Here is a 19055-nt window from a genome sequence, read left to right as displayed (position 1 = left end):
GCGCCAGCGGCTGCAACGCCTGCCCTGCGTCAATCCAGCTTCACGCCCACCTTGGTGATGACCCGGCCCCACTTCTCGCGTTCGGTGCGTGCAAAGCTGCCCATCTGGGCGGCCGTGCCGGGCATGGGCTCCACACCCAGCGCCTGCAGCCGGGCCTTGGTGCGCGTGTCGGCCAGGGCCGTCTGCAGCGCCTTGCTGAAGGTCGCCGCCACATCGGCCGACGCGCCCGTGGGCACCACCAGGCCTTGCCACGCAAACCCTTCAAACCCCTGCAAACCTTGTTCGGAAATCGTGGGCACATCGGGCATGGTCGTCACGCGCTGCGGGCTGGCCACACCAATTGCGCGCACCTTGTTGCCTGCGAGGAACGGGTACACCGTCGCGCTGTCAATCCACATCGCGGGCACCTGGCCGCCAATCACATCCTGGATGGCCGGTGCCGCGCCCCGGTACGGCACGTGCGTGAGCTTGAGCCCGCTCTGCTCACGGAACAGCTCGCCCACCAGGTGGTGCGGGCTGCCCGGCCCGGCGGACGCCCAGTTCACGCCATCGGGCAGGCCCTTGGCCCAGGCCATGAACTCCTTGAGGTTCTTGGCGGGAACGCTGTTGGACACCACCAGAAACATCGGAAAGCGCACCAGCAGGCCCACAGGCTGGAAGTCCTTTTCGGCGTTGTAGCTCAGCTTGCTGAACAAGAACGGGTTGGCCGCCAGCGTGGCGAAGTCGGCCGAGAACATCAGGTTGCCGTAGTCCTTGTTGCGTGCGCTGTACTCGGCGGCAATGTTGGTGCCCGCGCCGGGCTTGTTGTTGATGATGATGGTGCGGCCCAGCGTGGCCGACATCGACTCGGCAATGGTGCGTGCCACGATGTCCGAGCCGCCGCCTGCGGCGTAGCCCACCACCCATTCGAGCGGCTTGGAGTCCTGGGCGTGGGCCAAGGGCAGGGTGGTGGCCAGGGCCAGGCCCGCGAGGGTGGCGAGGAAATGTTTGCGCTGCATGGTGTTGTCTCCGTGGTGTTGTCAAAAAGATCAAGGCAAAGCCCGGGCCCTGCACCGTCTGCGCGGTGCTGAAGCTGTGGGGATAAAAGGGGGCTGCGGCTAGGCCGCCACCGCGTGGGTGGGCACCACTGGCGTGATGGCTGGGGTGGTGCGCCGGTCAGCCGTGGGCACGGCACTGCCGCGCGCCAGTTGCAGCGCGTGCTGCAGCGTGGCTTGGTCGCCAATGTGGTTGGCCAGCAGCAGCACCAGGCGTGCGTTTATGGCGTGGCTCTCGGGCGTGGACAGGCCCTGGTGCGCTGCAATCAGCGCTTCATAAAAGTCGTCGCAGGCCTGCAGGTTCGGTTGGGTGTTCAGCATGGGCATGTTCCTTGTCAGAGTGCTGCGGCCGTGGCCTGCACCAGTGCGCTGCGCACCGCTGCTTCGGTGGGCGTACGCCAGCGTGCGCACACATGCTGGTCGGGCCGCACGAGGTACACGGTGCGCGGCAACGCGTCCAGCCGCTGGGCGGCCAGCGCCTGGTGGTCGATCACATCGATGCCGATCTGCAGCACCCTCACCCCGGGCAGGTCACGGGCCCAGGCAGGGGCCGCGCCAAACACCAGCAGCGTGAAGTCCGGCCCCAGCTCGCGCAGCAGCCAGGTGGGCTGGCCTTGCTTCGTCAACGGCGCATCCAGCAGCACGGCGCCGGGCACCTGCTTGCCCACAAACGCATCCGTGTCCGGTGTGTTCAGCGGCGACTGGTGCAGCGTGGCGGGCACCGACAGGCGGCCACTGTTGACGATGCGCCTTGCAAACGCATGCTCGCGCGCCAGGTGGAGCGCCGCGTCGCGGAACAGGCGGCTCACCTCGCTCTTGGGCGTGATGAAGTCGGTGGCGCGGGTGGAGTTGCACAGGTTCTCGTCGGCGGCGTATTCGCGCTCCGGCCCATACGTATTCACCAGCGCGGGGGTGGCGCGGCCCTGGAGCACCCAGTCCAGCTTCCAGGCCAGGTTCTCGGCGTCCTGCACGCCACTGTTGGCACCACGCGCACCAAAGGGCGACACACCATGCGCGCTGTCGCCCGCAAAGATGACGCGGCCGTGCACGAACTGGTCCATGCGCAGGCAGGCAAAGGTGTAGACGCTGGCCCAGTCCAGCTCAAACTGTGCATCCGCACCCAGCAGCGCCTGCACGCGCGGGATGATGTTCTCGGGTTTCTTTTCTTCCTCAGGGTCGGCGTCCCAGCCCAGCTGGAAGTCGATGCGCCACACGTTGTCGGGCTGGCGGTGCAGCAGCACGCTCTGGCCGGGATGGAAGGGCGGGTCGAACCAGAACCAGCGCTCGGTGGGGAAGTTCGCTTCATCCGCCAGCTTCACATCGGCGATCAGGAAGCGGTCCTGAAAAATCCGCCCTTTGCTCTCCAGCCCCAGCATCTGCCGCGTGGGCGAGCGCGCGCCGTCACAGGCCACCAGCCATTGCGCATCCATCTGGTAGGCGCCCTCGGGCGTGTCGATGCTCAGCAGCGCGCCGTCCGCGCGGCTTTGCACGGCCGTCACCTTGTTGTGCCAGCGGATGTCGATGCCCGGCAGCTGCAGCGCACGCTCCACCAGGTAGGCCTCGGCGTAGTACTGCTGCAGGTTGATGAAGGCGGGGCGCTCGTGGCCTTCTTCGGGCAGCAGGTTGAATTCATACAGCTGCTCGTCCTTCAAAAACACCTTGCCCAGGTTCCACGACACGCCCTTGTCCACCATGCGCTGGCCCACACCCAGGCGGTCCCAGATCTCCAGCGTGCGCTTGGCAAAACAGATGGCGCGCGAGCCGATGGAGAGCTTGTGGTCGTTGTCCAGCACCACCACACGCTGCCCGCGCTGGGCCAGGTCGATGGCGAGCGACAGGCCCACAGGGCCCGCGCCAATAACCACGATGGGATGTTCTGCGGGCGTGGCGCCGTCCTGATCGGGCGAGCGCACATAACCAAAATCGAGGGCCTGCACCTCGGCGCCACTGGCGTGAAAGGCCTCTGGGGGGATGTCTCTGGGGTTCATTGTTGTGTCTCCTCCAACCTCAGCGGCCTAGCCTTCCAAAGCCTTCCACATTTGGATGTCGCGCTCGGCAGTCCAGATGCGCGGGTCGGGGTACTGCGTGGCCTCGTCGTAGGCACGGGTAACGTCAAACGGCATGCAGTGGTTGAAGATGACCCAGTGGCCGTACTTGGGCTGCAGCTTGGCAAACGTGGCCTCGTACACCTTGCGCAGGTCTTCGCCTTTGGCCGCACTGGCCTTCACGCTGTCGTACAGGTCGCTGATGAAGGCGCGCGTGCCCGCCAGGCCGGCCTGCACCTGCTCGGGCGTCTGCAGCGCGGCGCCCCGGCCGGGCACGAGCTTTTCGGGCTTCAGGGCCGCAATGTTGTCCAGCGTCTGTGGCCAGTCCTGGAAGTACGCATCGCCCGCATACGGCGTGGCGTCGAACTCCACCAGGTCGCCGCTGAAGAGGATCTTTTCCTGCGGCAGCCAGGCCACGGTGTCGCCCTTGGTGTGGCCCCGGCCCAGTTGCAGGATCTGCACTTCGAGCTTGCCCAGCCACAGGGTCATCTTCCGGTTGAAGGTCATGGTCGGCCAGGTCAGGCCGTCGGGCACGCTCTCCACGTTCTGGAACAGGCGCGGAAAGCGGCCAATCTCGCTGTCCTTGTCGAACTGGCCGCGCTCCACGATCAGGTCGCGCGTGTCCTCGCTGGCAATGATGTGCTCGGCCCCATAGGCGCTGGCGCCCAGCACGCGCACCGCGTGGTAGTGGCTCAGCAGCACGTATTGGATGGGCTTGTCCGTCACCTCGCGGATGCGGCGGATCACGTCCTGCGCCATCACGGGCGTGGCCTGGGTGTCGATGACCATCACCGCGTCGTCGCCAATGATGATGCCGGTGTTGGGGTCGCCCTCGGCCGTGTAGGCATAGGCGTGGTCGGAGAGCTTGTCGAAGCTCACCTTCTTCACTTCGAGGTCAGCAGCGGAGGCAAAGGTTTTGACGGTGCTCATGGTGGGAATTTGTTAATGGTGAATGCATTTATCTAAACGGAATTTGTTGATGTTAGGCAAGAAGTTCGTTTATGTCTAACGCATTTGTTTAGGTGTAAACCCGAAGGGGTGCGGGTGACTGCGCTGCGTGGACAATCGCCCCATGCCCACCACGACCCCCGACCTGCCCCCCGCCGACGACGAAGACACGCCCCGCAGCTCGCGCGGCATCCAGAGCGTGGAGGTGGGCGGCCAGCTGCTGAAGGTGCTGGCCCGCACCGGCCGGCGCATGGCGCTCAAGGACCTGGCCCGCGCGGCGGACATGACGGCCGCCAAGGCCCACCCCTACCTGGTGAGCTTTGGCAAGCTGGGCCTGATCGAGCAAGACGCCGTGAGCGGCCACTACGGCCTGGGCCCGCTCGCCATGCAACTCGGCCTGATCAGCCTGCAGCAGGTGGACCCGGTGCGTCTGGCCATTGCCGAGCTGCCCGCGCTGGCCCAGCGCATCGGCTACACCGTGTCGGCCTCGGTCTGGGGCGACAACGGCCCCACCATCATTCGGGTGGAAGAAGGCCCTACGGCCGTGTACGTGGCCATGCGCCACGGCACCACGGCCTCGGTGCGGCACACGGCCACGGGCAAGGTGTTCGCAGCCTTCGGCCCGCGCGAGCGCGCTGCGGCTGCGCTGGCGGCCGAAGGGTTTGCGGGAGCACTGGACGAGCCCGCCTTTGCGGCCGAACTGGAGGCGGTGCGCCAGCACCAGATCAGCGAGGTGACCGACCAGCTCCTGCCCGGCATCAGCGCGCTGGCCACGCCGGTGTTTGATGGGTTTGGGCAACTGGTGCTGTGCATCGCCGTGATCGGCCCCAGCGCGACGCTGCAGACGGGGCCGGACAGCATTGCAGCCTGTCATCTGCGCGATACCGCGCGCAGCCTGTCGCAGCGGCTGGGAGCGCCATAGCGAAGTTGTGGGCTTTTTTGCTCAAAAGCTCTTGGGGCGCTGTCTCTTCATTTTTGTTTGCGCAGGATGCTGACAAGCTGTGGCACAAAGGGGTTGATTTGCTCTATGCCTTCCTTAAAGCAGACCTTGAGCCGTCGTTGGGCCCAGGGCTCTTCGATTGCAAGGCAGGCCAACTTCCCGTGATCTCCTCGCCCCATCGCTGACCGTGGCACCACACCGACACCTGCTCCGGACGCCACCAAGCGAGCTATTGCCCGGTAGCCTGATACCTGCACTCGCACATCCAGACGGGCACCTAGCGCCGCTGCATGGTTCATGAGATAGGTGTGCAGAGCGGCTCCTGATTGCAGGCTGATAAACGGCTGGTCCAGGCAGTCTGCGAACCGCACTGAACGACGGCTCCCTAGTGCGCTTTGCAACGGAGCTAGCAGTACAAGTTGGTCATCGCGGTAGGGAAGGAACGCGAGGCCGATGTGTTCCTCCTCAAAGGCAACAACCCCCACATCCGCGCGTCCTGCGGCCACGGCGGAGACGATGTCCAGGCTCAGCCGTTCTTCCATGGTGATGCGCACAGCCGGGTAGGCCGTGAAGAACTGGGCGAGATCATCGGGCAGGAACGAACTGATGGCATTGTTGTTTGCGAACAGGGTGATATGTCCTGCCAGTCCCTTCGAGTAAGGCTGCAGGTCGGCGTGCATCTGCTCCAGCTGAGCGATGCAGCGCCGAGCGTGCTCCAGCATCACGTTGCCTGCCTGGGTCAAAGTGACTCCCCGCGCATGGCGTACAAAAAGCGGCGTGCCGACAGCCTCCTCCAATCCCTTGAGGCGCAGGCTCGCAGAGGATGGTGCCAAGTGGCAGCGCCGCGCGCCGCGTGACAGGTGTCCCTCCTGCGCCACGGCGAGGAAAACCTTCAGGTCGGTGAGTTCATAGCGCATGTTTCGCTGTCTCCGCTTTCTCTGTTGGAACGGTCCGATTGGAACCGAACCGTAGCAGGGCCATGGGAGACATCCTTGATGTTGCTTGTTCGTTTTACGCGAACGATGGTTTTGCAAGAATTCGCTTTTCGTGCTGGGGCTGCCTGGAGAAACTTGCGCCATGCAAGCAAAAAACTCCTCTACCCGTAAAAGTTCCTTCGTCTCAGAGACTTCTGTTCGCCCTCTGGACGGCCTCTTGGTCGTCTCCATTGAGCAGGCGCTGGCCGCTCCACTGTGCACTGGCCGATTGGCTGAAATGGGTGCACGGGTCATTAAGGTCGAGCGCACAGAAGGCGACTTCGCAAGAGGTTACGACCATGCTGTCCATGGCAGCTCCTCATACTTTCTGTGGACCAATCGCGGCAAGGAGTCGCTGGTGCTGGATTTCAAGCAAAGCGCAGATGCCGAGTTTCTGCGTGGTTTGCTCGCCCAGGCCGATGTTTTTGTACAGAACCTGGCGCCAGGCGCCCTGGAGCGCGCTGGCTTTGACAGTGCGGGCTTGCGTGCACGGTATCCGCGCCTGATTACTTGCGACATCACGGGCTATGGTGCCGATGGTCCCGCCAGCGGGCTCAAGGCGTATGACCTGCTGGTGCAGTGTGAAAGCGGTCTGGCCGCAATAAGTGGCGCTCCGGAGGCGTGCGGGCGCATTGGCGTGTCGATCTGCGATATCGGTGCAGGTATGAATGCCACCATTGCCGTCCTTTCCGCGCTGGCACTGCGTGAGCGCACTGGTAAGGGATGTGGGGTATCTGTGTCGCTGTTTGACGGTGCAGCCGACTGGATGACCGTTCCCTATCTGCACGAGACCCAGGGCGACGGGGCGCCAGGTCGCCAAGGGCTGAGGCATCCCTCTATTGCACCCTATGGGGCGTACACCACGCAGGATGGCAAGGATGTGGTGATCAGCATCCAGAACGAGCGCGAGTGGGGCATGTTTTGCAGCAGGTTCCTGCTGCAACCGGAACTGGCGGCAGATGAACGCTTTGCCAGCAACTCCGATCGGGTGCGCCACAGGGCACAGCTGGACGCCATCATCGTCCAGGCATTCACCGCGCTTCCACTGCAAGCGGCGCTTGCACGGCTCAATCAGTCCAACACTGCCTATGGCCAGGTGCGATCGGTGGGAGATATGGCGCGACACCCGGCACTGCGCACCTGGTCCATGCCGGTGCAGGGACGGGCGGTGGACATGGTTGCACCGCCCGTGCGCGGCCCCTGGGATCTTGGCCGCTTTGCCCCGGCCCCCGAGCTTGGACAGCACACGGAGGTGTTACGCAGGGAGTTTGCCGAACGGCCAACGGACTTCGACGAAGCGCGTTCTGCCCAGAAGTCTGCCTGACCCGGAAATCGTCGGCTGCTCATTTGCCAGCCCCTTGCACCAAGTTGCCATCGGAGAGTCCTTGCCATGAATGAGATCAATCTTGCCTACTTGCAAAACTGGGTGGGCCGCGAAACCACTACACATGACCTGTTGGCGCCGCGCCACGCCGGTCTGATGGCCGCCACACTCGGACTGTCCCGCGATGCTCTGGGTGTTGGCGCCGCTTTGCCTCCCCTGTGGCACTGGACCTACTTCCTGGAGGGCCTGCCGCCCACTGAGTTGGGGCGCGACGGCCATCCAGCGCGCGGCGGCTTCCTGCCCCCCGTACCTCTGCCCAACCGCATGTGGGCTGGCGGCGTAGTGAACTTTGATGCCCCCCTGCCGTTAGGGGCTGCGGTGGAGAAGCGCTCGCGCATTGCGTCGGTGCAGCACAAGGCGGGGCGCAGCGGCGATCTGGTCTTCGTGACGGTGGCGCATGAGATCTGGCACCAAGGGCAACTAGCGCTCCGGGAGCTTCACGACATCGTCTACAAGTCCGCCGCACCGGCCCATCCCGCCCCACCCGTTGGCGCTGTGGTGCCCACCGATGCGGGCCTGCCCATTTCTACCCGTACGCGTACCTACCGACCCGACGCCACGCAGTTGTTCCGCTACTCCGCGCTCACTTTCAATGGCCATCGCATTCACTATGACCTGGACTACTGCCGTGGGGTTGAAGGCTACGACAACCTGGTCATCCATGGCCCGCTCAATGCAACCCTTTTGGCGGCCTGGGCGCAAGAAGTCGCCGGGTGTCCGCTGCGCGAATTCCGCTACAGGGGCCTGCGCCCTGCACTGCTGGGCCAGACGCTGACTCTGCACTGGGGCGAGAGCGCCGGTACAGCCATGGTGTGGGTCACGCTGGAGAGCGGCGCGGTTTCCATGCAGGCCGAGGCCTTGTTTTAGGCGCGCTAGAGATGGCAGCACCTTTCAAGAAACCATGGCTTACGCAACCTAGCAATACAACGAGCACTACCAGGAGACAACCCATGACCACGCCTCGCAACTCTCTTCGCCCAGTGGGCCGCCGCGTTCTGCTCGCCTTGGCGGCAGCCTTTTGCGCCACCTCTGCCTTTGCGAACAGCTACCCTGCCAAACCTGTCACCTTGATCGTGCCCTTCGTGGCTGGGGGGACTACCGACATCGTCGGGCGCATCCTGGCCGATGGGCTAGGCAAAGAACTAGGGCAGCCTGTGGTGGTAGACAACCGTGGTGGTGCGGGCGGCAATATCGGCGCCTCTGTGGTGGCGCAGGCCGTGCCCGACGGATACACGCTGCTTCTTGGGTACAACGGCACCAATGCCATCAACCCGTCCCTGTACAAGAAGATCCCGTGGGACCCGGTCACCAGTTTCGCGCCGATTTCCCTGGTGGCGCGTGTCAACAACGTTGTCGTTGTCAATCCTGCATTGCCAGTGAAGACGCTGCAGGAACTGAGCAGCTACGCCAAAGCCCACCCCGGTCAGGTCAGTTACGGCTCGGCAGGGGCTGGCAGCATTTTTCACCTGGCCGGTGAGATGTATGCCCAACTGGCAGACCTGAAGATCACGCATGTACCCTACAAGGGCGCGGCCCCCGCTCTGGTCGATCTGATGGCCGGGCAGACGCAGTTCATGATCTCAACCATTCCTGCAGCGCTTCCCCACATTCGCTCGGGAAAACTGCGCGCCATCGCGGTCACCGGCGGGCAGCGTTCGCGGTTGTTCCCCGAGCTGCCCACAGCCCTCGAAAGTGGCTACCCTCCGATGATTGTGGATTCGTGGTTCGCAGTTTTCGCGCCTGGCGCTGTGCCCGAGACGCTTCGCACCCGGCTGAATCAGGCCATACACAAGGTGCTGACCAACCCCGAATACACCAAAAGAATGGAGGAGCAAGGTGCGCAGCCCATGCCCTCCAGCGCGGCCCAACTGGCCCGCTTGCTGAATGAAGATATCAGCAGCTGGCGCACCATCATCCGCAATGCCAAAGTCAGTCTGGATTGACCCGATGTGGACCTCCAAGCTGTCCGCGGCCCGGTCGCTGCTGTTTGTTCCGGGCGATCGTCCTGAACGTTTTGCCAAGGCCGCCGACAGTGGCGCGCACGCGGTGATTCTCGATCTGGAGGATGCCGTGCGGATGGATGACAAGGCGCGTGCGCGTGCTGCCTGCCATGCCTACCTGGAGCGGGGTGGTACCGGCCTGGTTCGCGTGAACGCCACAGATACGCCGTGGATCGACGAAGACTTGGCTTTGTGCGGACATCTGGGCGTGGCCGCTGTGGTGGTCCCCAAGGCAGAGACGCCTGGGCAACTGGACCTCGTGCGCCGGTCTATTGGCCGCCCCGTGCCGCTGCTTGCGCTGGTGGAGACAGCTGCTGGCCTGCAAAACGTTCAACTTCTGGCGCAATGTCCTGGGGTTGTCAGACTGCTGTTCGGCACGGTGGACTTCTGCCTGGACCTGCGCATCGACCACGACATGCCTGACGGTGACCTGGACAACGTGCTGGCGCCTTACCGTGCCCAGATCGTGTTGGCCTCATGTGCTGCCGGCCTGGCGCCCCCCGTGGATGGCGTGACGCTGGACATCCGGGATGCGCAGCGCGGCTTGCATGATGCGCAACGCGCATACCGCACGGGCTTTGGCGGAAAGTTGTGCATCCACCCCTCGCAGATCGCTGCGGTGCATCGCGGATTCGTCCCCGACGCGCGGCGGCTGGAATGGGCCCGACAGGTCACTGAAGCCGCCGCGCGCTACAGCGGGGCGTTCGAGTTCGAAGGGCGCATGGTGGATGCCCCCGTGTTGAAGCGGGCATCCGAGCTGCTTGGAGCGCATTGAGGCTGGCTGCTGCCACAGAGTTACCTGCGCCCCAGCGCCTGGTCGATGTCCCACAGGATGTCGTCCAGGTCCTCAATGCCTACCGACAAACGCACCATGTCCGCGCTCACACCCGCGCGGGCCAGCTCTTCTTCATTGAGCTGCCGGTGTGTGGTCGATGCGGGGTGGATCACCAGCGTCTTCGCGTCGCCGATGTTGGCGAGGTGGCTCAAGAATTCGCAGGCGTCGATGAACTTCTCGCCCGCCGCAGCGCCCCCCTTCACGCCAAACGTGAGGATGCCCGATGCGCCCGGTGTGCCATCCACCGCGCGGAATTGCTTTTGCGCGAGGTCGAAATACGGCGAATCGGCCAGGCCGGGGTAGTTGACCCACGCCACCTGCGGGTGGCTCTGCAAAAACTTCGCCACGGCCAGCGCGTTGCGGCAGTGCTCGCGCATGCGCAGGTGCAGGGTTTCGGCGCCCTGCAGCAGTTGCCATGCGTTCATGGGCGAGAGCACGCCGCCAAAGGTACGGTTGACCTCCATGCGCGCCTTCATCGTGTAGCCAAAGTCGCCAAAGGTCTCGTAGAACTTCACGCCGTGGTACGCGCGGCTGGGCTCCACCATCTCGGGGAACTTGCCGTTGTCCCACGGGAACTTGCCACCCTCCACCACCACGCCGCCCATGGTGGTGCCGTGGCCGCCGATGTACTTGGTGGCGCTGTGCACCACGATGTCGGCGCCCAGGGCCAGCGGGTTGCACAGGTACGGGCTGGCCACCGTGTTGTCGATGATGAGCGGCACGCCGTGCGCATGCGCCACCTCGGCCACGGCCGCGATGTCGAGCACGTTGACCAGCGGGTTGCCGATGGTCTCGCCATACACGGCGCGGGTGTTGGGGCGCATGGCGCGCGCAAAGTTCTCGGGATCGGCAGGGTCCACAAAGGTGGTTTCGATGCCGAGGCGGCTGAAGCCCACGCCCAGCTGCCCCACCGTGCCGCCGTAGAGCGTGCTGGCCGCCACGATGTGGTCGCCGGTTTTGAGGATAGCCAGCAGTGCCGCCATCTGCGCCGCCATGCCGCTGGCGCAGGCCAGGGCCGCGCGGCCGTTTTCGAGGCTGGCGATGCGCTCCTCCAACACCGCCACCGTGGGGTTGCTGATGCGGCTGTAGACGTTGCCAAAGGTCTGCAGGTTGAACAGGCTGCTGGCGTGTTCGGCGTTGTCGAAGACAAAGCTGGTTGTCTGGTGGATGGGCGTGGCACGCGCGCCGGTCACCGGGTCGGGCTGGGCACCGGCGTGGATGGCACGGGTGCCAAAGCCAAAGGCGCGGTCGGCGCCGGAGGGTGGGTTGGAAGACATGGTTTTTTGAAGAAAAAATGGCCGTTTCCGCGCTATGGATAAGCGGTTGCAGCTATCAAATTGCTAGTAAGGCAGCTGCCGCAAGCGCTTGGCGCTGATCACGCGTGTGTTCACGCCCATCCAGCCCAGGCCACCAAACAGCCGCGCGTGTTCGATCTTCACGCAGCGGTTCTGGATCACCTGCAGCCCGGCAGCCTCGGCGCGCTGGCCTGCGGCCTCGTTGAACACGCCAAGCTGCAGCCACAGGCACTGTGCGCCGATGGCGACGGCCTCCTCGGCCAGCGGTGGGATGTCCTCGCTCTTGCGAAAGCAGTCCACCATGTCGATCTTCTGGCCCTGCGCCGCCAGCACGGCGGCTGCCTCGGTCACGCTGGCATAGGCCGTCTCGCCCAGGATCTGCCCGCCCTCGCGCGCCACCAGCGGGTTGACCGGCACGATGCGGTATCCGTGCGCCTGCATGTACTTGGCGGCAAAGTAGCTGGGGCGGTGCCACTGCGGCGAGAGGCCCACCACCGCGATGGTGCGGCAGGCGGTGAGCAGGTGGCGCAGGGTGCTGATGGTGTCGGGGGTGTGGAGCATGCAAACAGTGTACGCATGCCCTCTGGTTTGCAGCGGAGGGTCAGGCCGGCGACTTGTACTTGATGCTGCACCCATACGGCGCCGTTGTCGCCGCCGAGATGGGCTTGCCAGCCAGTGCCTCGGCCAGCCCCACCTTCACATAGTTGGTGGCCTTCTCGATGTCGGCCGGGCGGGCCGAGGGGATGCTGTCGATACTGCCTGCGTACACCAGCATGCCCTGCGGGTTGACGATGTACATGTGGGGCGTGGTGCGCGCGCCGTAGCTCTTGCCCACGGTGCCTTCTTCGTCCATCAGCACGGCGGTGGGGGCGGCTTTGCGCTCGGTCTTCCAGGCCGCGAGTTTGGCGGGCTCCAGGTAGTCGCTGCTGGCTTTTTCGGTGGAGTTGATGGACAGCCACACCACGCCTTTGCCGGTGGCGTCTTTTTGCGTGGCGGGCATGTTGCCGCTGTCGTAGTGCTTGCGCACAAAGGGGCAGCCGGGGTTGGTCCATTCCAGCACCACGTGTTTGCCTTTGAAGTCCGACAGGCGCACGGTCTTGCCGCTGGTGTCCTTGAGCGTGAAGTCGGGCGCGGGCTGGCCCACGGTGGCGGCGGCCTGGGCGCCCAGGGCGACCAGGGCGGCGGTGGCGATCAACGTACGGCGAAGCAGCTTCATGGCGGGGTCTCCTGAAGGGGTTGGCGGGTGGTCGAAAGCTGAAAGGTGGGCCTACAACTGGGCGATGGTGGCGCGCACCTCGTCCACGCTGAGCACCTCGGTCAGCACCACCGGCGGTTTGCCGGGGCGGTAGAACACGTACACGGGCACGCCGCTGCGGCCCAGCGACGCCAGGGCGGCGGTGATGGCAGGGTCGCGGCGCGTCCAGTCGGCGCGCAGCAGGGCGACGTTTTTCGTTTGCAGATCGGCGAGCACGTTGGCGTCGGCCAGCGTGGTCTTCTTGTTGTACTGGCAGGTCACGCACCAGGCGGCGGTGAAGTCCACAAACACAGGGCGGCCACTGGCCACGATCTGCTCGGCCGCGCCGGGTGCCCAGGGCTGCCAGCCGGTGGCCGACGACGCCTGGGTCGCGCTTTGCGTGGTGGGCACGTTGGTGATGTGCGGCGCAAAAGACCAGACCAGCAAGGCCATCGCCGCGATGGACACGCTGGCCATCCACACCCGCGCACGCCCGGCCAGCGACAGCGCCCACACCACCAGCGACAGCCCCACCAGCAGGATCAGCAGTGCACCCGCGCCATCGATGCCACTTTGCTGGCCCAACACCCACACCAGCCAGACCACAGTGGCCAGCATGGGGAAGGCCATCAGCTTGCGGAAGGTGTCCATCCACGCGCCGGGGCGGGGCAGGGCGCGCGCCACGGCGGGCACCAAGCTCGCCGCCAGGTACGGCAGCGCCAGCCCCAGGCCCAGCGCGGCAAACACGGCCAGCGCCTGGGGCGCTGGCAGCGTGGCGGTAAGGCCCAGTGACGCGCCCATGAACGGCGCGGTGCAGGGCGAGGCCACGGCCACGGCCAGCACGCCGGTGAGGAAACTGTCGGCCACCGGGTGGCGCGCCTGCAGGCTGGCCACCGAGGACGGCAGGAAATGCCCGAACTCGAACACACCCGCCAGGTTGAGTGCGATCAGCGTGAACAGCGCCGCGAGCGATGCGACCACGGCGGGCGACTGCAATTGGAAGCCCCAGCCCACCGCCTCACCCGCCGCACGCAGGCCCAGCATGAGCGCGCCGAGCGCGATGAACGACAGCACCACACCCGCCGTGTACGCCATGCCGCTAATGCGGTGCGCGCGCCGGTCCTGTGCATGCTGGGTAAAGCCCACCACCTTGATTGCCAGCACCGGGAACACGCAGGGCATGAGGTTAAGAATGAGCCCACCGAGCAAGGCGCCCAGCAATGCGGCGGTGAGGGTGAGTGACGAGGCGCCGGAGCCTGCAGCCGGTGTTGCCGCACCGCCTGCCTGCGCTGCGTTGGCCTTGAGGGCGGCTTCCAGCGCAGGCGACACTGCAGCCACCGACGCGCCCTGGGGCCAGGTGCCCAGCACCTTCAGCTCAGCGCGGTAGCCGGTGCGGGTGTCGGGGCCAGTGCCGTGGCCTGGGGCTGCCTGCTCGGCCAGCACCACGGGCATCAGGCTGGGGCTGGCGCTGCGCTGGGTGGACAGGGGAATCTGCGCGGTCCACACGCTGCCGTTCCAGGCCTGCTTCCACTGCGCAGCGTTGTCGATGACTTCGGCGGTTTCAGGGAACAGGTCCAGCGTCTTGCCGCGCAGCGCCACGGGCAGGCCCTGCACGCTGACGTTCAGGGTGTTGCCCTCGGCGGCCAACTGCGCCTGGCTGTCGGGCACGATGCCGTTGGTGCCCGCCAGCACCGGCCGGGGATGCGCCTTGGAGGCGGCTTCAAACGCAGCGCCGCTCAGTGCGGTGGTGCTCTGAATGGGCAGTTGCAGCGTGAACTCGCCCTCCTCAGGGATGCACTCCTTGCGGCACACCAGCCACGAGGCGCGCAGTTTGATCGTCGCGTCCTTGGCCAGCGGACCGGGCGCAAACGTGCTGGCCACCGTCACGGGCACGGGCAGCAGCACCGTGCCTTCGTAGCCATAGTTGGCCAGCGTGCCGATGGGGATCTTCTTGGGCAGGGGCCAGGCGATTTCGCCCGCGTCCAGCCCGGCGGGCAAGGTCCAGGCCAGGTCGGTGGGCAGGCCGGAGTCGCCGGGGTTTTTCCAGTAGGTGTGCCACTCGGGCTGGTGGGTAATCTGCAGGCCCAGCCACAGCGGCTGGCCGGGCGCCACGCCCTGCGGCGCATGCGCCAGCAGCTCGGCGCGCACATAGGGCGTGGTGACCACGCTGGTGCCCTGGCCGCCAGTTTTGGGGCTAAATTGGGCGTTTGCGCCCGTCCATAGAGCGCTTGCAGCTATAAAAAAAAGAGTGGCTGCGAGGCGGTGAAGCAGGCGTGAAGGCATGGTGCAGTGTGGGAGCGGGCGGGGCGGGTTTGGTTCCAGCGCCCCTGCGCTCTGCCTGCGGGGCGATCAGACTGGCGGGGGGATTCCCCGGAATCCTCCCGCCAGCCAGCCGCCTATTGTGTGGCCAGGCTCAAATCCGCACGCGGGGTCCACTTTTCGGGCTGCTTGCCCGCCTTGGGGGCTGCGACAAAGAGGCGCTCCACCGGCAGCTTCTGCGCAACCAGATAGGTGCGGATCGCCTGACCGCGCTGCGTAGCCAGCTCGGCGGCCATGGCCTCGGTGGCGGGCTGGTGGGCCAGCAGCAGGGCTTCCATCTCGGGCACCGTGAGGTCCTTGGCCAGGCCGACCAGGTTGCGCGGCTTGGGGATGTCGGCGCGGCGGTACACCTCCTTGAGCAGGGCGGGGTACTCGGCGGCCGACACGGGGGGGGTGTCCGCCGGGTTGGCGCGGCGCTTTTCGGCCAGCACCCGTTGCTGCAGGCTTTCGCGCTGCAGGCCTTCGCGTTCGTCCGGCAGGCTGGCCGTGCCGGTCACGGTGATCTTGAGCGTGGGGCGGTCGGCCAGGGCCTTGGCCACCTTGTCCAGGCTCTGCTGCGCCTCGGGCGTGAGGGTGGCGCTGCCGGGGGCAAAGGGCACATGGTTCATCTCCTCGCCACCACCAAAGGCGCTGGCCAGCAGGCTGAAGGGCGAGGTCAGCGCCTTGCCGATCAGGTTGACGACGATCTTGAAGATGACGGGGCCGATGCGGAACTGCGGGTCGTTGAGCGAGCCGCTGATGGGCAGGTCCAGGTCGATCACGCCGTTGCGGTCGGCCAGCAGGGCCACGGCCAGTTTCACCGGCAGGCTGTTGGGTGCGCCCTCCACGGGCTCGCCAAAGGTCAGCTGGTTGAGCACCAGCCGGTTGCTGGCGGTGAGCTGGCCGTTCGGCAGCACCTTGTAGTTCACATCCACGCTGAGCTTACCGCGTTCGATACCGTGGCCCGCGTACTTGACGGCGTAGGGCGTGAGCGGGGGCAGTTCCAGGTCGCGCACCTTGCCGGTGATGTCGAGCGCCAGGGGCTGGGCCAGGGGGTTGAGCTTGCCGGTGATTTCGAGCGAGGCCGAGCCCTCGGCGCGGCCGCGCAGCTCCAGGTCGGCCAGCACCGGATCGCCGCCGGGCGCCTGCGACGAGAACGCGCTCAGCTTGCCGGTCAGCTCCGAGAGGTTGGCCGCGTAGTTGGGCTTGATGAAAAAGTCCGAGAACGCCACCCGGCCATTGACCAGGCTCACCGGGCCGAACTGCACCACGGGCGCGAGCGGGTTGACTTGCGCGACGGCGGCCGGGGCAGAGGCTGCAGATGCTGCTGCGGTGGCTGCGGGCGCAGCCGCTGTGCTGGCGGGGGGCGCATTGGCCGAGGCGCTGGCGGCATTGGCGGCACGGGCTTCTTCCGGTGTCTTGGCGATGTCACTCAGGTTGATGCGGCCGACCTCATTCACGGTGACGCGCGCAAAAAAGTCCACCAGGCTGGTTTCCTTGACCTCCACGCGCGGCGCGGTGCCGGGGGCGGTGGCTACTGCCAGGCCACGCAGGTTCAGGCTCTTCCAGGCCAGCAGTTCCTCGCCCACCTGGGCCTCGGTCTTGGGGGTGAAGGCGGCCGTGCTGTTGGCCTGCAGGTCTTCGACCACGGCATCACCCGCCAGGCGCAGGCTGACGCCCTTGTCGGACTGCGCCAGCGCCACCTGGCCCCGGTAGCCCACATCGGCGCGCAGCAGTTCCACCGACAGCTGGCTGGCCAGGTAACCGTCCAGCGCATGCAGCGGCAGGCGGGATGCCTCCAGCTGGCCCTGGGTGGTCAGGGGCTGCAGGGCCAGCGTGCCCTGGTAGTCGATCTTGCCGGGTGCGGCCTTGTTGTTGCCCTTGCCCGGCGCGGCGGCGCGGGCGGTGAGCGTGAAGGCCTCGGGCTTGCTGCCGTCGCTGGCCAGGTTGCGGGCGGTGATGCCCAGGGCCGTCACGTCCAGCGCCACGGGGCGCGGCTGGGCGTTGTCGGCCAGCGAGACGGTGCCGCCCTGCAGCGAGAAATCGGCCACGCGCAGCTTCCAGGGCGCGGCGTTGCTGGCGGGGGCTGAGTCAGCAGTTGCGGTGGCGCTGCCTTGCGCGGCAGGAGCAGCCTTCAGCCAGCGTTCAAACATCCAGCGCCCGTCCGCGCCGCGCTCCACCGCCAGTTGTGGCTGGCTGATGGCCAGCCGCTCCAGTGTGGCGGTGCGTGCGTCCAGAGGCACTTCGGCGCCTGCAATCTCCAGCTTGCCCAGGCTGGCCAAGGTGGTCTTGCCCTGCTTGACGGCGAGTTGCTCCAGCGCCAGGGGGCCCGCCTTGAGGGTGACACCCGTGGCACCTGCCTGTGCGGCTACGCCCGTGGGGGCTTGCCAAGTCACACCCACATCACCGCTGAGCTGGCCGGTCACCGTGGGTTCCAGCGCCTGGGCCAGGTAGGGCGCAGCCAGTTGCAGGGCCAGTGCGTTCAGGGTGGTGTTGACCTGGGCCTTTTGGTCTGTGGCTTCGCCGGTGAAGCTGAGCGTGCTGCCCTGCAGGTTGAGCCCGCCCTTGAAGGTGAACGGCTTGGCGTTGTCTTTGGCGAAAGGCAGGGCGATGTCGGCGGCCTCCAGCGTGAGTTCCGTGGCCTGCAGGGCTGCAGCGGGGCGCGTGGTGGCGTCGGCCCAGCGCAGGGTGCCGCCACGCACGGCGGCGGTGGCCACTTCGACCGCCCAGGCGGGATCGGCTGCCTTGGCTTTGGCATTGCCCGCAGAGGCGGGGGCCGCAGGGGCGGAGGCGGTGCTGGCCCGTGGCGAAGATGCAGCGTCGGCAGATGCTGGCGCTGCAGGTGGGGTGGCCTTGCCCTTGGCGGGCGTTGCAGCCTGCGCAGGCGCTGCCAGCTGCGCCAGGTTGATCTGGCCCGCCGCATCGCGCGTGGCCGTGACCACCGGCGCCGTCAGCTCCACATGCTGCAGGCGCACGATCTGCTCCAGCGGGCGCACATCGGCCATGTCAATCTTCAGGCGCTCGTAGCTCAGCAGGTCGGCGCCCTGGCGGTCGGCCATGCGCACGCCGCTGGCTTGCACGGTGCCGCTCAGCTTCACGGCCATGCGCGGGTGCTGCTCAAAGGCCACCTTCACGTCCGCATCCAGCGTGGCGCTTTGCACCTTCACGGGCAGGTTGGCGGGCAGGTAGCCCAGGTAGGGCGCCAGGTTCAGACCATCCAGCCGGATCTGCGCGTCGGCTTTGCCGGTCTGCGCAAACGGCGTGCCCTCGGCGGAGGAGTCAAACCGGCTGCCGTCCAGCGTGAACGCCAGGTGGGGCTCGACCTTGACCTCGCGCTGCGAGGGCAGGGTGCTGATGAACGGCACCTTCAGCGTCAGCGCGCGCACCTCGTGGGTCTCGGTGACCGTGTTGTCGATGAAGTCGATGCTGCCGCCCGTGAGCGCCAGGTTGTACAGCGCCAGGCGCGCGGGGCCGGTGTCGGGCTCGGGGTCGTTCTTGGGCGCGGTGACCTTGGCGATGATGTCGTCCACGTCATATCGGCCATCGCCCAGGTGGGTGATGCGCAGCACCGGGTTGTCGATGGTGAAGGCGTCCACCACGGGCGCCAGGCGCAGCAGCGACTGCAACTCGCCATCGGCATAGATGCGGCCAATGGTCAGTTGCGGAGGCCCACCGTCGGCGCCCGCCACGGCCACGTCACGCAGCGCAAATTCGAGGCTCCAGGGCTGAAAGTCGATGCCGCCAATGGTCACCGTGCGCCCCAGTTGCTCGGACGCGATGCGCTCCAGCGGGCCCTTGATCAGCGGTGGAATGGCGAGCCAGGTGACCAGCCACAGGGCGATCAGACCCGCCAGCGCGCGGACGGCGGGGCGGAACCAGCGGTGCTGGCGCAGGGTTGCAAACGAGACGGAGCGCAGGGAGATCGGCATGGCGGCAGGCTAGGGTGGGCGCTGCAGCCCCGGGGCTGGCGAAAAACCAGAGGGGTCGCGCGCGAGCCGCTATTGTCCCTGCAGTGCGTCAGCCGAGGTAAGCCATTGCAACAGGTGGAGGTGGGTGGTTCAAGATTGT

The 19055-nt window shown here is 66.3% G+C and carries 15 protein-coding genes; 5 read left to right on the top strand and 10 right to left on the bottom strand.

Going from position 1 to position 19055, the window contains the following annotated elements; translation table 11 throughout:
• Positions 1-29 precede the first annotated feature (29 nt).
• The 4 genes from ACSQ3O_RS23900 to ACSQ3O_RS23885 all read right to left on the bottom strand — a co-directional run bounded on the left by ACSQ3O_RS23900 (position 30) and on the right by ACSQ3O_RS23885 (position 4009).
• Positions 30-998 carry a Bug family tripartite tricarboxylate transporter substrate binding protein gene (locus ACSQ3O_RS23900; protein ID WP_436140698.1) on the bottom strand — a complete coding sequence of 323 codons (969 nt, stop codon included), beginning with the start codon at positions 996-998 and terminating at the stop codon, positions 30-32.
• Positions 999-1097: 99 nt separating this feature from the next.
• A complete protein-coding gene (locus ACSQ3O_RS23895) occupies positions 1098-1355 on the bottom strand; it encodes a DUF2783 domain-containing protein (RefSeq protein WP_296340281.1) in 258 nt (85 codons plus the stop codon).
• 14 nt (positions 1356-1369) lie between these two features.
• On the bottom strand, positions 1370-3022 hold the full coding sequence (locus ACSQ3O_RS23890; RefSeq protein ID WP_436140697.1) for an FAD-dependent oxidoreductase: 1653 nt from the start codon (positions 3020-3022) through the stop codon (positions 1370-1372).
• 27 nt (positions 3023-3049) lie between these two features.
• Positions 3050-4009 (bottom strand): MBL fold metallo-hydrolase, encoded by a 960-nt coding sequence (locus ACSQ3O_RS23885; protein WP_436140696.1) that lies wholly within the window; start codon positions 4007-4009, stop codon positions 3050-3052.
• 142 nt (positions 4010-4151) lie between these two features.
• Between ACSQ3O_RS23885 and ACSQ3O_RS23880 the strand changes: the two genes are divergently transcribed.
• Complete coding sequence (locus ACSQ3O_RS23880; RefSeq protein WP_436140695.1) at positions 4152-4949, top strand: IclR family transcriptional regulator; 798 nt, start codon at positions 4152-4154, stop codon at positions 4947-4949.
• A 47-nt stretch (positions 4950-4996) separates the two neighbouring features.
• Here ACSQ3O_RS23880 and ACSQ3O_RS23875 read toward each other — a convergent pair whose 3' ends face one another.
• Positions 4997-5884, bottom strand: a complete 888-nt coding sequence (locus tag ACSQ3O_RS23875) for a LysR family transcriptional regulator (RefSeq protein ID WP_436140694.1) — start codon at positions 5882-5884, stop codon at positions 4997-4999.
• Positions 5885-5969: 85 nt separating this feature from the next.
• Here ACSQ3O_RS23875 and ACSQ3O_RS23870 point away from each other — a divergent pair, with 85 nt between their 5' ends.
• From ACSQ3O_RS23870 to ACSQ3O_RS23855, 4 genes are all read left to right on the top strand, one after another.
• Positions 5970-7265 (top strand): CaiB/BaiF CoA transferase family protein, encoded by a 1296-nt coding sequence (locus tag ACSQ3O_RS23870; protein WP_436140693.1) that lies wholly within the window; start codon positions 5970-5972, stop codon positions 7263-7265.
• 66 nt (positions 7266-7331) lie between these two features.
• A complete protein-coding gene (locus ACSQ3O_RS23865; protein ID WP_436140692.1) occupies positions 7332-8192 on the top strand; it encodes an FAS1-like dehydratase domain-containing protein in 861 nt (286 codons plus the stop codon).
• 83 nt (positions 8193-8275) lie between these two features.
• Complete coding sequence (locus ACSQ3O_RS23860) at positions 8276-9268, top strand: Bug family tripartite tricarboxylate transporter substrate binding protein (protein ID WP_436140691.1); 993 nt, start codon at positions 8276-8278, stop codon at positions 9266-9268.
• A 4-nt stretch (positions 9269-9272) separates the two neighbouring features.
• A complete protein-coding gene (locus ACSQ3O_RS23855; protein ID WP_436140690.1) occupies positions 9273-10100 on the top strand; it encodes an HpcH/HpaI aldolase/citrate lyase family protein in 828 nt (275 codons plus the stop codon).
• Positions 10101-10120: 20 nt separating this feature from the next.
• Here the strand turns inward: ACSQ3O_RS23855 and ACSQ3O_RS23850 are convergent, their stop codons facing one another.
• From ACSQ3O_RS23850 to ACSQ3O_RS23830, 5 genes are all read right to left on the bottom strand, one after another.
• Complete coding sequence (locus tag ACSQ3O_RS23850; RefSeq protein WP_436140689.1) at positions 10121-11437, bottom strand: O-acetylhomoserine aminocarboxypropyltransferase/cysteine synthase family protein; 1317 nt, start codon at positions 11435-11437, stop codon at positions 10121-10123.
• A 63-nt stretch (positions 11438-11500) separates the two neighbouring features.
• A complete protein-coding gene (locus ACSQ3O_RS23845; RefSeq protein ID WP_298453224.1) occupies positions 11501-12016 on the bottom strand; it encodes a CoA-binding protein in 516 nt (171 codons plus the stop codon).
• Between the two features lie 40 nt (positions 12017-12056).
• The gene (locus ACSQ3O_RS23840; RefSeq protein WP_436140688.1) at positions 12057-12671 is read right to left on the bottom strand and encodes a thioredoxin family protein; all 615 of its coding nucleotides are present in this window, start codon (positions 12669-12671) and stop codon (positions 12057-12059) included.
• Positions 12672-12722: 51 nt separating this feature from the next.
• A complete protein-coding gene (locus ACSQ3O_RS23835; RefSeq protein ID WP_436140687.1) occupies positions 12723-14972 on the bottom strand; it encodes a protein-disulfide reductase DsbD family protein in 2250 nt (749 codons plus the stop codon).
• 113 nt (positions 14973-15085) lie between these two features.
• Entirely contained in the window at positions 15086-18916 is a 3831-nt protein-coding gene (locus tag ACSQ3O_RS23830) for a DUF748 domain-containing protein (RefSeq protein WP_436140686.1), read from the bottom strand.
• Between the last annotated feature and the right edge of the window lie 139 nt (positions 18917-19055).

Source organism: Acidovorax sp. LjRoot74, assembly GCF_964254355.1.
Taxonomy (GTDB): Bacteria; Pseudomonadota; Gammaproteobacteria; order Burkholderiales; family Burkholderiaceae_C; genus Acidovorax.
This window is presented reverse-complemented; position numbering and strand designations above follow the sequence as displayed.

Coding starts and splice junctions, on each gene's coding strand:
- ACSQ3O_RS23900 (WP_436140698.1), bottom strand. CDS start 998: ATGCAGCGCAAACATTTCCTCGCCACCCTCGCGGGCCTGGCCCTGGCC.
- ACSQ3O_RS23895 (WP_296340281.1), bottom strand. CDS start 1,355: ATGCTGAACACCCAACCGAACCTGCAGGCCTGCGACGACTTTTATGAA.
- ACSQ3O_RS23890 (WP_436140697.1), bottom strand. CDS start 3,022: ATGAACCCCAGAGACATCCCCCCAGAGGCCTTTCACGCCAGTGGCGCC.
- ACSQ3O_RS23885 (WP_436140696.1), bottom strand. CDS start 4,009: ATGAGCACCGTCAAAACCTTTGCCTCCGCTGCTGACCTCGAAGTGAAG.
- ACSQ3O_RS23880 (WP_436140695.1), top strand. CDS start 4,152: ATGCCCACCACGACCCCCGACCTGCCCCCCGCCGACGACGAAGACACG.
- ACSQ3O_RS23875 (WP_436140694.1), bottom strand. CDS start 5,884: ATGCGCTATGAACTCACCGACCTGAAGGTTTTCCTCGCCGTGGCGCAG.
- ACSQ3O_RS23865 (WP_436140692.1), top strand. CDS start 7,332: ATGAATGAGATCAATCTTGCCTACTTGCAAAACTGGGTGGGCCGCGAA.
- ACSQ3O_RS23860 (WP_436140691.1), top strand. CDS start 8,276: ATGACCACGCCTCGCAACTCTCTTCGCCCAGTGGGCCGCCGCGTTCTG.
- ACSQ3O_RS23855 (WP_436140690.1), top strand. CDS start 9,273: ATGTGGACCTCCAAGCTGTCCGCGGCCCGGTCGCTGCTGTTTGTTCCG.
- ACSQ3O_RS23850 (WP_436140689.1), bottom strand. CDS start 11,437: ATGTCTTCCAACCCACCCTCCGGCGCCGACCGCGCCTTTGGCTTTGGC.
- ACSQ3O_RS23845 (WP_298453224.1), bottom strand. CDS start 12,016: ATGCTCCACACCCCCGACACCATCAGCACCCTGCGCCACCTGCTCACC.
- ACSQ3O_RS23840 (WP_436140688.1), bottom strand. CDS start 12,671: ATGAAGCTGCTTCGCCGTACGTTGATCGCCACCGCCGCCCTGGTCGCC.
- ACSQ3O_RS23835 (WP_436140687.1), bottom strand. CDS start 14,972: ATGCCTTCACGCCTGCTTCACCGCCTCGCAGCCACTCTTTTTTTTATA.
- ACSQ3O_RS23830 (WP_436140686.1), bottom strand. CDS start 18,916: ATGCCGATCTCCCTGCGCTCCGTCTCGTTTGCAACCCTGCGCCAGCAC.